General features: G+C 53.7%; 11 protein-coding genes. All 11 read left to right on the top strand.

Translation table 11 applies throughout. From position 1 onward, the window contains the following. The first annotated feature begins 53 nt into the window (after positions 1–53). The 11 genes from WC959_04395 to WC959_04445 all read left to right on the top strand — a co-directional run bounded on the left by WC959_04395 (position 54) and on the right by WC959_04445 (position 13,386). On the top strand, positions 54–1,187 hold the full coding sequence (locus tag WC959_04395) for an NAD-dependent epimerase/dehydratase family protein (GenBank protein MFA5688371.1): 1,134 nt from the start codon (positions 54–56) through the stop codon (positions 1,185–1,187). A gap of 61 nt (positions 1,188–1,248) precedes the next feature. Continuing rightward, on the top strand, positions 1,249–3,006 hold the full coding sequence (locus WC959_04400; GenBank protein MFA5688372.1) for a thiamine pyrophosphate-binding protein: 1,758 nt from the start codon (positions 1,249–1,251) through the stop codon (positions 3,004–3,006). A 99-nt stretch (positions 3,007–3,105) separates the two neighbouring features. Continuing rightward, entirely contained in the window at positions 3,106–4,179 is a 1,074-nt protein-coding gene (locus WC959_04405; GenBank protein MFA5688373.1) for a polysaccharide pyruvyl transferase family protein, read from the top strand. A 26-nt stretch (positions 4,180–4,205) separates the two neighbouring features. Then, positions 4,206–4,850 carry a uridine kinase gene (udk, locus tag WC959_04410; protein ID MFA5688374.1) on the top strand — a complete coding sequence of 215 codons (645 nt, stop codon included), beginning with the start codon at positions 4,206–4,208 and terminating at the stop codon, positions 4,848–4,850. A gap of 19 nt (positions 4,851–4,869) precedes the next feature. After that, positions 4,870–6,027: a glycosyltransferase family 4 protein gene (locus WC959_04415; GenBank protein MFA5688375.1), complete on the top strand. Its 1,158-nt coding sequence runs from the start codon at positions 4,870–4,872 to the stop codon at positions 6,025–6,027. A 1-nt stretch (position 6,028) separates the two neighbouring features. Beyond that, complete coding sequence (locus tag WC959_04420) at positions 6,029–7,282, top strand: alkaline phosphatase family protein (protein MFA5688376.1); 1,254 nt, start codon at positions 6,029–6,031, stop codon at positions 7,280–7,282. Then, positions 7,269–8,462 carry a hypothetical protein gene (locus WC959_04425; GenBank protein ID MFA5688377.1) on the top strand — a complete coding sequence of 398 codons (1,194 nt, stop codon included), beginning with the start codon at positions 7,269–7,271 and terminating at the stop codon, positions 8,460–8,462. Before WC959_04420 ends, WC959_04425 begins: the two co-directional genes overlap by 14 nt. After that, the gene (locus WC959_04430; GenBank protein ID MFA5688378.1) at positions 8,455–9,924 is read left to right on the top strand and encodes an O-antigen ligase family protein; all 1,470 of its coding nucleotides are present in this window, start codon (positions 8,455–8,457) and stop codon (positions 9,922–9,924) included. The genes WC959_04425 and WC959_04430 overlap by 8 nt, the downstream gene beginning before the upstream one ends. Next, the gene (locus WC959_04435) at positions 9,921–10,880 is read left to right on the top strand and encodes a glycosyltransferase (GenBank protein ID MFA5688379.1); all 960 of its coding nucleotides are present in this window, start codon (positions 9,921–9,923) and stop codon (positions 10,878–10,880) included. Before WC959_04430 ends, WC959_04435 begins: the two co-directional genes overlap by 4 nt. A 91-nt stretch (positions 10,881–10,971) precedes the next feature. Continuing rightward, positions 10,972–12,303 carry a hypothetical protein gene (locus WC959_04440; GenBank protein ID MFA5688380.1) on the top strand — a complete coding sequence of 444 codons (1,332 nt, stop codon included), beginning with the start codon at positions 10,972–10,974 and terminating at the stop codon, positions 12,301–12,303. Further along, positions 12,304–13,386, top strand: a complete 1,083-nt coding sequence (locus WC959_04445) for a phosphotransferase (protein MFA5688381.1) — start codon at positions 12,304–12,306, stop codon at positions 13,384–13,386. The last annotated feature ends 136 nt before the right edge of the window (positions 13,387–13,522 follow it).

Genomic DNA, 13,522 nt, shown 5'->3' on the forward strand with positions numbered 1-13,522 from the left:
TCCCGTCGGCTTGGGGTTGCAAAAAACTACGACGCTTGATTGAGAATGATACGATGAAAATTTTAATTTTAGGCGGTACTGGAGCGATGGGACATCACCTCGTCCAGTTACTTGCGGATCGCGGGGAAGAGGTAACGGTTACCTCCCGCTCTGCCAGGAGCTCTCAGGAGAGGCTTCGTTATATACAAGGCGATGCCAAAGAGATGGGCTTTCTCAGTGCTATTCTCAATGAGGAGCATTGGGATGTCATTGTGGATTTTATGGTCTATTCCACCCGCGCTTTTAAAGAACGGATCAGAGCGCTGTTAGAGGCGACGTCGCATTACGTATTTTTAAGCTCCTCCAGGGTATATGCTCAATCCGGCAGCCCGCTTACAGAGACATCCCCCCGCCTGTTGGATGTTTCGCCGGACGCAACCTTTCTCGCTTCAGACGAATATTCACTTTCCAAAGCACGCCAGGAAGATATTCTGCGGCACTCAGGAAAAGATCACTGGACCGTCATCCGCCCCTATATCACATACAGTGAAGAGCGGTTGCAGCTGGGTGTACTGGAAAAAGAGGAGTGGCTCTATCGGGCTTTGCGGGGGAGGACGATCGTCTTTTCCAAAGATATCCATTCAAAGAGTACAACGATGACCTACGGGGGAGATGTCGCTGCCGCCATAGCACATGTAGTCGGACAGACTGCTGCCTTGGGAGAGGTTTTTCATATCACGGCTGCACATTCTGTCGCATGGGCGGATGTGCTGGCTCTATATCTGGAGGTATTAGAAAAGCATCTCGGGCAGAGACCAAAGGTTTTATTGCAGAATCTGAAACAGTTTATGAGATGTAAGCATTCAAAATATCAGATCATATATGATCGGCTGTTTGACCGGCGGTTCGACTCTTCAAAGATCTATCAGCTTGCGGGTATGCCGGATTTTACGCCCGCAGACGCAGGTCTAAAACGATGCCTGGAACAATTTTTAGATCAGCCGAGATTTCGTGAGATCGATTGGATTACTGAAGCTTTAATGGATCGGCAGACAAGAGAGAGGGCCCCTTTCCGTGAGATAAAGGGATTGGAAGGCAAGTTGTGTTACTGCTTGTTTAGATATTTCGGAGCTCCCCCCTCTTTTCGCAGGCTTGCCGTGCGCGTGCGCTCTTTGGTTCTGCGCACGAAGCATTGCCGAAAAAAGTGAGCCGCATTTAATTTTAGATTATGAAAATCTGTACCTCCCGGCAGATAAAAATACAGTTAAAATGGGATTGAATATGACGCACTACTACACAGATGAAAAACAGGTTCAGGTTGTGATTGCTCTGCTGAAAGCGCACGGAATCCGAAAAATTATTGCCTCCCCGGGTACAACAAATATGACGTTCGTGATGAGTCTTAAGTCAGATCCCCACTTCAAACTGTTTTCAGCGGTGGACGAGCGCTCTGCGGCGTATATGGCGTGCGGGCTGGCAGAGGAGTGCGGTGAGCCGGTAGTGATCAGCTGTACGGGGGCAACAGCCTCCCGGAATTATATGCCCGGCCTGACCGAAGCGCACTATCGCAAACTGCCGGTTCTTGCCATTACGGCTACGCGGCCGCTCTCTGAGGTGGGGCATCATACCGCTCAGGTGATTGATCGCAGTGTATTTCCAAAAGACACAGTTGTGCATTCGGTTTCCCTGCCGGTGATTAAAGATGCGGAAGATCAGTGGGACTGTGAGATCAAAGCCAATCGCGCCATCCTGGCGCTCACCCATCGCGGCGGCGGTCCGGTTCATATCAACCTGCCCACCACCTACTGCCGGTCGTACGATACGAAAAAGCTGCCCGAGTGCCGGATTATCCAGCGCATCGGCCCCGATTCCGGGTTTCCCGCGCTGCCGAAGGGCGGGCGGGTGGGCATCTTTGTGGGCTCACACGCGGTTATGCCGGCAGAGCTGACCAGCGCTATTGACCGGTTCTGTGCGGTCTATAACGGGGCGGTATTCTGTGATCACACAAGCGGTTACCGGGGGGCATACCGCGTAGCGTTTTCCATTGTCGGATGCCAGCAGACGTTCGACACATCCGGATTTTATCCGGATGTGCTCATCCATATCGGCGAGATTACCGGCGATTATTATCTGAGGGTTTCCGCCGGACAGGTCTGGCGGGTTTGTGAAGACGGGGAGATCCGCGATAAGTTTCGCAAGCTGCGTTACGTCTTTGATATGAGCGAACGCCGGTTCTTTGACCATTATACCCGCCAGAGCGGCGGGGGACAGGAAGACCGGTATCTGCAGGAGTGTCTGGCATGTGTTGAGCGGATGCACGCGAAGATTCCGAAGCTGCCCTTTTCCAATATTTCCATCGCCAGACGGCTGGCACCCCATATTCCGCCGGGTGCAGTGCTGCATTTCGGAATTCTCAACAGCCTGCGCGCCTGGAACTTTTTTGAACTGCCGGCAGGAGTCGCCGCCATGTGCAATGTCGGGGGATTCGGCATCGACGGTTGTGTCTCCTCACTGATCGGGGCCTCGCTGGCCGACCGCAATAAATTATATTTCGGAGTCATCGGCGATCTGGCCTTTTTTTATGATATGAACGTTCTTGGCAACCGGCACATCGGCAACAATGTCCGGATCCTGCTCATCAATAACGGCAAGGGAATGGAGTTTGGATTTTCATTCCACCCGGCGGCGCTTTTCGGGGCCGAAGCGGATGCGTTCGTGGCGGCAAAAGGCCATTTCGGCAGGCAGTCCCGGCAGCTGGTGAAAAACTTTGCCGAAAATCTCGGCTTCGAATATCTCTCGGCGGCAAACGAGCAGGAGCTGGAGGAAGTGTACGAGCGGTTTATGACGCCGGAACTGACCGAACGCCCTGTGCTGCTCGAAGTTTTTACGAACGATGATGAGGAGTCGCAGGCGATGGACCTCATGATGTCTCTGGAGAAGGATATCAAATCCGAAGTGGTGAATCTGGCCAGACAGGCGATCGGCGCGAAGGGAATCAAGGTGCTGAAGAAGCTCACCAAAGGGTAGAAGTATACAGGTCCGGGGTGCCTTCAGGATCTGAAAAGACCGTCCGCCAGGGGAAGAAAACAGCGTACGCCTGATGTTGCCGTTAATTTAAAGGATATTATGAATAAGGTTAGTATAAAACAGCACGTCCTGGATCATCTCTGTTTAATTCGTGATGTGATCTTCACACTTCGCCCGCGAGCTTACATCGCGGCGGCGCCGACACACGCCAACCTCGGCGATCAGGCGCAGCTGATGTGTCTGGAACTGTGGATTCAGAAGAACTATCCGGAGCACAAACTAGTCCGTATCCCGATTTCTCTGCTTGCGGCACATGTGGTGCTGGTTTCCGGATATTTTCTTGCAGCGGTGCGGTGCATGCTGGTAATCGGTACCCTGCGGGTTTTTTCGCGGGGAAAGGATATTATTTTCGGGCATAGCGGCTATTTCTTTATTGATCATCACAGCGGCTGGTATTCGTTTGCCCGGCTGGCCGGCGCATTGCCGAAAACCAGGCTCGTGATCATGCCGCAGACTGTAAACTTCATGAATCCGGTTATTCGCAATACAGCGGCGCAGATTTTTGACGGGCACCCTGACACCACGATTATCTGCCGGGATGAAACATCGTTGGAAAAGGCCCGGGAAATGTTCAGCCGGTGCCGGCTGCTGCTCTGTCCGGATATCGTAACCACGCTCATCGGTTCAGAGCGCAACCGCCCTGAAAAACGGAGCGGGATTCTTTTCTGTATGCGCAGCGATGTGGAATCCTTCTACGCCAGGGAAAAAATGGAGGATATGGCTGCCAGGCTCGCAATTCCCCGGACGGAGTTTTCTGATACGACGATTGCGGCGGATGCGTGGACCGTCCGGAATGAAAAGGAGCGGCTCATCAATGAATATCTCGATTATGCGGCCTCGTTTGCGGTTGTGGTAACGGACCGTTATCACGGAGCGATCTTTTCGCTGATTGCGGAGACGCCGGTAGTCGTGATTGATTCCGCAGACCACAAGCTAAGAAGCGGAGTCGCGTGGTATCCGGCAGAGATATTCGGGCGCAATATCGTATTTGCCGGGTCGCTGGAAGAGGCGGAAAAAAAGGTGAAGGCCTTCCTGGCGGATACGGAACGGCGGGAGGCGCTTCCTCCGTATTTCAAAGAAAAATATTATGAGCACTTAAAAGCCCGCCTATAAAAGCTGTAGAAGCAGAGCAGTTTTGTATGGACACAGGAAACATGATCAGCGGCAGATCGATTGTTATCGGCATTGCGGGCGGGACGGGATCAGGCAAGAGTACGCTGGCGCATGCGGTGTGCAAACGCCTGGGCGGGGATGCGTCGATGCTTCTTTCTCAGGACTCCTATTATAAAGACCGCAGCGATATTCCTGTTGAGGAGCGGGCGCTGGTTAATTACGACCATCCGGATGCTCTGGACCTGCCGCTGCTGGCCGCCCATCTTCAGGCCTTGAAGAACGGCCGCTGTGTGACGGTTCCCTGTTACGATTTCACCGCGCATACCCGGCATGACGGATTGGTGACTGCTCCGAAAAAAATCATAGTGGTGGAGGGCATTTTGCTGTTTTCTGATCCACAGGTGCGGGCGGCTTGCGATATTAAGGTTTTTGTGCGTACGGCCGATGACATACGGTTTGTGCGTCGTTTATTGCGCGATATGACCGAACGGGGCCGCACAGCCGGGTCAGTAGTTGAACAATATCTGGAAACAGTCCGCCCGATGCACCGTCAGTTTGCAGCGGATGGAGCCGGCTTTGCAGATTTGGAGGTCGACGGCGAAGCCTGTCTTGAAGAGGGCGTTACAGCAATCATACAATTCATCCGTTCATGCCGGCCGGACTTACTTTAATCACTGCACTTGGTATATTATGAAAATAGCACTCATGGGGTCGTTCCCGATCTATCCTTTCCGCGATCGCGTCAGGTTTTGGAATGACCGTCCCGATCTGACCACCACCTGGAACTATAATCTCGCCTACGCTCTGGCGCGAATTCCGGATCTGGAGGTGCATCTGCTGACGATGGCACCGCTTTGGAAAACAAAAGTTTTCCGCGACAAAAACCTGACCATTCACTTTATCGGGCATCTGCCGAAACTTGATCGATGGGATAACTGGACCCGTATGCGCTACAGCTGCTCCATTTTACGGCGCTATCTGCGCAAGCTTCATCCGGATCTGGTGCATGGAAGCGGAACGGATCATGAATATGGCTATGTTGCGGCGACGAGTAACCGCCCCAATGTGATTACCGTACACGGAGTGATGAAAGAAAATGCCGTGAAAGCTCCGCCGCCGAAAGGATCGGTGGTGTGGCAATATATCCGGCATGAGCCGCTGGCGCTGCAGGCGGCAAAACATCTGATCTCTATAAATCCGTATGTCGAGCAGCAGTTTCCTGAGTATTCCGGGGTAATTCACCGCATCCCGAATCCGATCTCCCCCTCTTTTTTTGAGACCCGCGCAGAAAAAAGAACCGACCTTGTTTTTGTCGGGAAAATGACTGTGCGCAAACGGGTGTTGAATTTGCTGAAGGCGGTGGATCGGATCAGGCAGCGCCTGCCTGATTTGACGGTGCAGTTAATCGGAGGGGGGGAGTCCGGATATATCGAGCAAATTCAGACTTCACTGGATCGAAATCAGCTGCGCAGCAACGTCAAGTTTGTCGGCCCTCTGCAGCCCGCTGAGGTCGCGCTCGCTGTTGCAGGTGCAAAGTGTCTGGTGCTGCCTTCTATCGAAGAGACGGCCCCCATGGTGATTGCCGAAGCATTGGCGATGGGCACCCCGGTGGTCGCTACGGATGTGGGCGGGGTGAAGTATATGGTAGACGATGGCGTGAGCGGATTTATTGTGCCTCCCGAGAACATTGACGCACTTGCCGGAAAGCTGCTGGAGCTTCTGCAGGATGAAGCACTGCAGCGCACTATGTCGGATGCGTCACGCATAGCGGCGGACATATATCATCCGGATACAGTCGCGCAGAAAACCAGAGCGGTTTATGATGCCGTTTTGAAAGAGGGTCTGTAAGATGCAGAAAAAGAGAGCCACTGTAATGATTCATGTGGATGCATTGCGGCACGATTATGTCACGGAAGAAGATATGCCGTTTCTTTACTCCCTTGCATCGACAGGGATAGCGGCTGACGTAATTCCCCCCTTCGGGTTTGAACCGGACGGCGCCTATCTCACGGGGCGGGAGCCGGAAGAGTATGAAGGCGGCGTACATTTTGTCTATTCCCCGGAAACCTCCTGCTACGGCTTTGCCCGCTTTCTGCCGGCATTGATGGATCGTTTGGGACCCTATGTGAGTTTTGCTTTCCGGCGCTTTTTTGTCGAGCGGCTGGTGCGGCATTTTGCCCGCACAGCGCGTCAGAAAAAACAGACCTACATCGGCCGGATCCCCTTTCATCAGCTCCCGCGGTTCGACCTGTGCGAGCAGGAGTATGCTTTTGAACCGGGCGCGCTGAACGGCCTGCCCACTCTCTATGATCAGCTGCGCAAGGGGAATAAAACATGGTTTTTCCATGGCGCGCCGAAACATCCGGTCGGGGTGGACCGGGTGGTGCAACGGGCCCTGCTTGAAATCGACGGGTCGGCCGACTTTATCTTTCTTTTCATTGCCGACCTGGATGCCGCCGGCCATCAGTACGGACCGGAGTCGTGCGAGCGGCGTGCCTGCGCAAAAAAGGTGGACGCCGGACTCCGCCGGATATACGAACATATCACTGCGCTGTATGAGCAGACCGACTGCCTGGTTTTCGGAGATCATGGCATGGTGGCGGTGGAGCGGGGGGTGAATATCGCCGCTGCTCTTAAAACAATACCGTTCAGCGCCGGAAAGGATTATACGGTCTTTCTGGATTCAACCTTTGCCCGCTTCTGGATCCATAACGAAGCGGTTCGCGGTCCGCTGCAGGAGCTGCTGGCCGGCATCGAAGGCGGAACATGGATCTCGGAACAGGACCGGACTGACTACGCAATCCGCTGGAAGAGCCGCCGCTTCGGCGATCTGATCTGGTGGGTTGATGCCGGCTATGAGATCCACCCCGATTACTGGCATTTTCGAGATATCAAGAAAGGAATGCACGGCTATCGCCGTGAGGTGCGCGACAACCATGCCGCCGCCCTCTTCCACTCCACGGCGCAGCCGTTTGCCCGGCAGCTTTCAGAGCCGGCGGCGATGGTTGATCTGTTCGCCACCGTTCTTGACAGCCTCGAACTGCCGCTGCCGGCAGGTGCCCGGGGACGTCCATTAAGGAGTCTTGATCATGAAGATGCATGATCTCACCGGATTTAATTTTACAGTTCATGCCGATCCGGAAGTCAACCGGATCATCGCCGGCCAGTTGCGCGCGGTGGCGGAAGATCTCGCAGCCCTGCTGGGGGACCGGTTGATTGCTGTGCTGGCTGCCGGAGGATTCGGGCGCGGCGAAGGAGGGGTTGTTAAAGATGAAAAAGGCATCCGCCCCGTCAACGACTACGACCTCTATCTGGTTGTAAAAAAGGTCAAGGCAACGCAGCGGGACTATGGAGACCGGATTGAGGCTGTTGCACAGTCCTGCGCGGCCCGGTTCGGCATCAAGCAGATCGATATGGGACTGGTCAGCCGGTGGCAGCTGCTTGTTCCGCGAGACTCGATCACCCGCTATGAGGCGCGCGCAGGCCATCGCATTATTTACGGCCCGGATCATATTACGATCCGGTCGGTCCGGGCTGCGCGCCTCCCTCAGCGGGAGGGTACGCAGTATTTTTTCACGCGCGGCAGCGGACTGCTGATTGCCCGCTATATTCTCGAAAATCGCGATCAGCTCAACAACATGCCCTGGACTGAAAATGTTTTGATCGAGCTGAATAAGGCGGCGATTGCTCTGGGCGATGCCGAGCTGATCCGCCGCCGCCGCTACCACTGGTCATACGCCGAGCGGCTGCGGCGTTTCGAGGCGCTATGCGATCCCGGCTGCCGCGAACTGCTGCCGCTTTACCGTGCCGCCGTGCATCAAAAGCTTAATCCGCGTTTCGATGCCGCACCGAATGCCGCGGAACTCGAGCTGCACTGGGAGGAGCTGGCGGACCGGATGGTCGAGCGTTTTCTTGCATTCGAGTCAAACAGGTTTCGCCAGACCTTTTATAATTTGCAACGATACGGGACTTTTATAGAAAGAGCGGGCTTTAACTGGCATGGCAAGCTGTACAACCGTCTCTATGCGGTCTACTCCGGCCGGCGGGGCGCAGATCCCGACCGGCAGCGCCTTATCGCCTACCTGCTGCTGGCGGGATACAGAGATCCTGAATACCTGCAGCGCGCGGATCAGATGCTGGAAATCGCACCGGATACTGCAGGGTCCGGCAGCGTGCGCTGGCAGCATTCAGCGGCAGCCTTTCTGAAAAAGTGGCATCCCGAAGGGATTGTGGGCTGCCTGCTGGATAAACAAAATAAGAATACGGCAAAAAATAATGGATAATACATTTCATAGACAAAGCGGACCGGATGCCGTCCGGTTAAAACGGGGACTGCTGGCGCTGTTTTTAACAGCAGTAGTTGTTTTTGTGAGTTCTTCCGCCATAAAGTCTGAAAAACTGGTGTTCATGGGAGCGGTCATCGGTATTCCGCTGATGATCATACTGTTTAGTCACCCTGTTCGAAGTCTGTATCTGGCTCTGACCGCCTCTTTTACTTCGTTGAGCGTCCTGCGCATCAGCTCCTTTTCAGATGCCTCCATTTTCTTCGCTTTTGCGGCGCTGAGCTGTTTTTCATTGATGCTGATGCATCGGGGCCGCTATGAAAAACAGCCGGGCGACAGGATGTTATTCTCATTTGTAGCCGTTATTTTAGTTCTTATGGCTGCCCGCGGCAGCGGTCTGAAATTTCTCGGCTCAGCAGTCTGGGGCGGTTCTCCGTATATTCTGGTATTTGCTGCCACCTTTTTTTATCTCTTTTCCCGCCGTCTCCGGGTTACTCGCAGCGGCATTCTATGGACGGTCTTTCTTTCGGTATTGCTCGGGGGCGTAAATACGCTTTTCCAGCGCAGAGGATTTTTTGTTGCGATGGAAACAATGAATGAGTTTAGTCAGGTGCGCCTGAGCTGGGCAATGCCTTTAGCGACCTCGCTGCTGCCTTTGGCGCTGGTGATTCACTGGAAGCGCATCTGGCTGCCGGCTCTTTTGGCTCTTGCGTCGCTCATGGCGGCTGCCGCTACCGGATTTCGGGGGAGAATTGTCAGTACGGTTTTTTTATGTTTTGTCTTTTTCTATTTTTATGCCGGAAACAGAAAACAATATGTTGTGAAGGCGCTGTTTACAGGGCTGCTGCTGTGGGGAGCGATTCTGGCTGCCGCCCCGTTTCTGCCGCTGGGGATGCAGCGCGCAGTCTCGTTTGTACCCGGCGTCACGGTCAATTTAGCCCAGGCATCCGTGGCTCAGGGTTCCACAGAGTGGCGCTTTGAAATCTGGAAATACTGTCTGCAGCAATTCCCGGAATACTGGCTGATCGGGCGGGGGATTGCTTTTAATGTCTGGACAACAATCAGTGAACTCGGCGCCCTTGATGTTCAGCTGCAGAACCAGTGGTTCATGTTTTTGACGCACTCCTATCATAGCGGCCCCCTGACGCTGCTGATCGACTACGGCCTTCCCGGCCTGCTGGTGATGCTGACTGTACACATTTTTTTCATTGTTAAGTGTTTTAGAATGGGGAAAAACCTCTCCGCTGCATCCACCGTTTTAGAGCGCTTTACGCTCTACTTTATTGCCCTGGTACTCACGCAGATTTTTGCTTACTGGGTTCTTTTTGGCAAAACGGAATACCTGGCAGTAATTATCTTCGACATGGGGGTGGTGCATATCGCCTATCAATCGGTTTTAGAGGAGAGAGACATCGCTCGGCAGGAGCACATAGCCGGCAGCGGAGAAGGTGCAGCCGCATGAAGTTCTGGATTGTTACACCCAGTTATAACCAGCTGGAGTGGTTAAAGTGTTGTGTGGCTTCCGTTGCGGATCAGGCGGCGGGGAGTCATGCAGTTGAGGATTGTTCGCTGCCGGTTGATCAGGAGCTGCCGACAACTCGGCAACAAGACAACTTAACAGCGAATCATGCGATCCGCGTGCATCATCATATTCAGGATGCCTGTTCGACCGACGGCACCGTCGAGTTCTTAAAAGAATATATTGCCCGGCAACCTGCGACCGGCAGCTACCAGCTGACCTGCGCCAGCGAAGCTGACGGGGGCATGTATGATGCGCTCAACCGGGGCTGGAAGCTGGCTCCTGACGATGTCGATGTGATCGCCCATCTGAACTGTGATGAGCAGTATCTGCCGAATGCGCTCAGCACTGTTGCCGGGTGTATGAAAAGACATCCGCAGGAGGATGTGGTGCTGGCGGATATGGTGGTAGTGGATGATCAGGGGGAGTATATCTGCCACCGGCGCAGCTTGAAGCCCTATCGCGTGTTCTCGAAATATTGTTGTGCGGGAATGACGGCGACCACATTTCACCGGGCATCTGTCACAAAAGAAAAAAAAGTTTTTTTTGATACGAGCTGGAAAAACTTTGGCGACAAGGTTTGGTATAATGACCTGCACCGCGCCGGCTGTACATTTGCGGTTTGTCATGCGCTGGTATCAGTCTTTACGGATACCGGGGAGAATATAAACTGGACAGACGCGGGGCTCCTCGAAAAAAAACGCTATGAGGATGAGTTCCTGCATGGACGGTCGATCGGCACAACGCTGACGGCCCGTTTATTGGGGTTGAGGCGGGGTATCGCCGAGCTGTTTCTCGCGCCGCCGGAAAACTATTCCCTGTATCTTAACGGTGATCCGGCCGGACGGGTGATCAAAACAATCAGTCATCCAACCGGATTCTGGCATAAACGGTGGTAGAAATAATATCAGTTCAGGCGCTGCCGGTCTTTCCGGGTTTATCTGATAGCGGTCGTCGGTCACTTGTCTGCTTATGACTATATCCAATACTATGTCTGCAGTGCTTACCCGCCTGTTCAGCGCATGGGACCGCGCCAATATCCGCTATCTCGTTTTACGCAATTATGAGCTGCTGCCGGAGCATACAGAGAACGATATTGATATTCTGCTGGATCCGGCTCAGCTCCATCCTGCCCGGAAACTGCTGGAACAGGCGGCGCGTCAGGAAGGGTGGACCATTCATAATCTGGGGCATTTTTCCTGTACGGCACTCTTCCTCTATAATCTTCAGACCCTGGAGCAGATCCATCTGGATTTGATGTGCGGGGCAAAATGGTATTCGTTTTTCTTTGCAGATCATTCCCTGATGCTGGAATCCCGCCTGCCGCATAAAAATTTTTTCAGACCCGCACCGGTGCATGAGACCGCTGTCCTTCTCCTGACGCGGCTGCTCTATGGCGGCCGTGTCAAAGAAAAATACCGGGAGACGATCAGGCGTTCGGCATCAGACAGCCGTCATGAACTTACTGAAGTGCTCTCTCCCTGGCTGGGCGGCAGCCTGAGCAGGCGCATTGTTGAACATGCCGCAGCCGGGCAATGGGAAGCCATCGAAGCGCAAGCCGCGATGGTCCGGATAAACGTATTGCTTGCAAATTTGCGTCATCCATTACGCCTGGTCCGCTCCATGGTTTCGGATGTTGATCGACTGGTGCGCCGATGGCGCAGTTCTCCGGGGCTGTCTGTTGTTTTTTCCGGGCCGGACGGATGCGGCAAGAGCAGCGTTGCTGGCGGACTGAAGGTTCGACTGCTTAAAACATTCTATCCGGAACGCACTATCCACTGCCACTGGAAACCGGTTCCGCAACGAGGAACAACACCTCCGGCCGAAGATCCGCACGGGCAGCCTCCTCGCAACCAAATCATAAGTCTCCTCTATTTCGGATATCACTACGCAGCGTTTATTTTCGGGTGGTGGCGGTATATCAAACCGGTATTGTTTCGGAACGGATTTGCGGTGATCGACCGCTACTACTATGATTTTTTTGTGGATCAACGGCGGTACCGGTTGAGTCTTCCGCCATGGATTGTGCGGCTGGGCTTTATCTTTATAAAAAAACCGGATTTGGTCTTTTGCCTGGATGCAGACCCTGAAATTCTTCAGGCCCGTAAACAGGAGGTTTCGTTTGAGGAGTGCCAACGGCAGCGCGAGGCCTATCGTGCATTAGTACAGAAACTGCCGAACGGGCATGTCATTGATGCCTCACAGCCGCTGGCGGATGTAGTGCGGGATGTGCAAGCGGCGGTTTTGAATTACATGGCGGCCAGAACTGCCGGGAGGATGGCTGTAATGGAGTGGTGTTACAGGAAAGGAAGCACAAGATAAATGCCTGCAGTGGATCAACAGTTAACGTTCATGCTCGCCGGGAAACAGCGTTCTTTTCGGGCAGTGAAACGGAAAGGAGAGCTGCGCTACATTGCTTCACATGCAAAAGGCAGTTTAAAGGCGTTGAGCTGTTTTGCCGCACCGACTAAGCGGGTCCCCCGGTTATACCTTAAGCTGATGGGACTCTTTGATTTTAAAATACCCGGTGCAGCAGAAGCGATCGGAATATCTGAATCTTTTCTTGAACAGGCTGCCGCCGCATTAGATACCGTGCCGGAGCGGGTTGGCATGTATGTCGGTGAACCGACCTCCCGCCGCAAGCTGGTGGTGATCGATACGGGAAAGGAATCCTCCTGGGTTTTAAAAATCGCAGCCGGAACAGATGCCGATCAGGCAATTCTGAACGAACGAAACAGCCTGGAGCTGTTTTCCGGCTCACCGGATTCCGCCGCCTCGGCTGCCGTTGTACGGGATATTTTTTTTGATTCCATCAGTATCCCGAAGATACAAGCTGTGCCTCCTGTTTGCGGGCGGGAGGCTCTGCTGGTTGAACGGATCAGGGGCCGGCAGCTGACGCCAAGGGAGTTTGAAACATTTTTTTTCAAAAACGGCGGGTTTAAACAGCAGGTGTCAGGTTTTAAACGGGAAGAAGAGTTTCCCCGGAGAGGTGCAGCACTCCCGGAGACGGTGGGCGAGTGGATTGAGCGCAGCGGAGTGCGCGCAGCCGGCCGGCTGAGCCCTCTCATTGCGGCCTGCCGCGAATGCGGCGCCCTCGATCTTCGCTCACATACCGGAGTTGTGCATGGCGATTTCGCCCCGTGGAATGTCATTCAGCGCACTCCGGCTTCATGTCCGCTCTCCGGTCGCTTAAAATCTCAAACCGGTGACAGCCGGATGCTGTCTCTGATTGACTGGGAATTCTGCCGCAGCAGCATTCCGCAGATTTTTGATTCCGCCTACGCCTGCTGGTGTTTTGCAGAATTACTTGATCAGCAAATCAGCTGGATTGACAAAACGTTATGGTATCGGTTGGTTGCACTGGGTGCGTTATGGAAAGAATTGCGTGAGATATTGATAAAATAATGAGAAATTAAACAGAAAGCGCTCCAGGGGAACACAAAATATTTATGCATGCAACTCAACCAGTAAAACCAACACGTTTACGGGTGCTGATGTCTGCCTATGCCTGCGAACCTCATAAAGGCTCTGAGCCGGGGGT

The organism is Kiritimatiellales bacterium, from assembly GCA_041656295.1.
In the GTDB taxonomy this organism is placed as follows: domain Bacteria; phylum Verrucomicrobiota; class Kiritimatiellia; order Kiritimatiellales; family Tichowtungiaceae; genus Tichowtungia.

Bases quoted from the DNA above. Each gene is read 5' to 3' on its own strand.
- WC959_04395 (MFA5688371.1), top strand. From the start codon at position 54: ATGAAAATTTTAATTTTAGGCGGTACTGGAGCGATGGGACATCACCTC.
- WC959_04400 (MFA5688372.1), top strand. From the start codon at position 1,249: ATGGGATTGAATATGACGCACTACTACACAGATGAAAAACAGGTTCAG.
- WC959_04405 (MFA5688373.1), top strand. From the start codon at position 3,106: ATGAATAAGGTTAGTATAAAACAGCACGTCCTGGATCATCTCTGTTTA.
- udk (MFA5688374.1), top strand. From the start codon at position 4,206: ATGGACACAGGAAACATGATCAGCGGCAGATCGATTGTTATCGGCATT.
- WC959_04415 (MFA5688375.1), top strand. From the start codon at position 4,870: ATGAAAATAGCACTCATGGGGTCGTTCCCGATCTATCCTTTCCGCGAT.
- WC959_04420 (MFA5688376.1), top strand. From the start codon at position 6,029: ATGCAGAAAAAGAGAGCCACTGTAATGATTCATGTGGATGCATTGCGG.
- WC959_04425 (MFA5688377.1), top strand. From the start codon at position 7,269: ATGAAGATGCATGATCTCACCGGATTTAATTTTACAGTTCATGCCGAT.
- WC959_04430 (MFA5688378.1), top strand. From the start codon at position 8,455: ATGGATAATACATTTCATAGACAAAGCGGACCGGATGCCGTCCGGTTA.
- WC959_04435 (MFA5688379.1), top strand. From the start codon at position 9,921: ATGAAGTTCTGGATTGTTACACCCAGTTATAACCAGCTGGAGTGGTTA.
- WC959_04440 (MFA5688380.1), top strand. From the start codon at position 10,972: ATGTCTGCAGTGCTTACCCGCCTGTTCAGCGCATGGGACCGCGCCAAT.
- WC959_04445 (MFA5688381.1), top strand. From the start codon at position 12,304: ATGCCTGCAGTGGATCAACAGTTAACGTTCATGCTCGCCGGGAAACAG.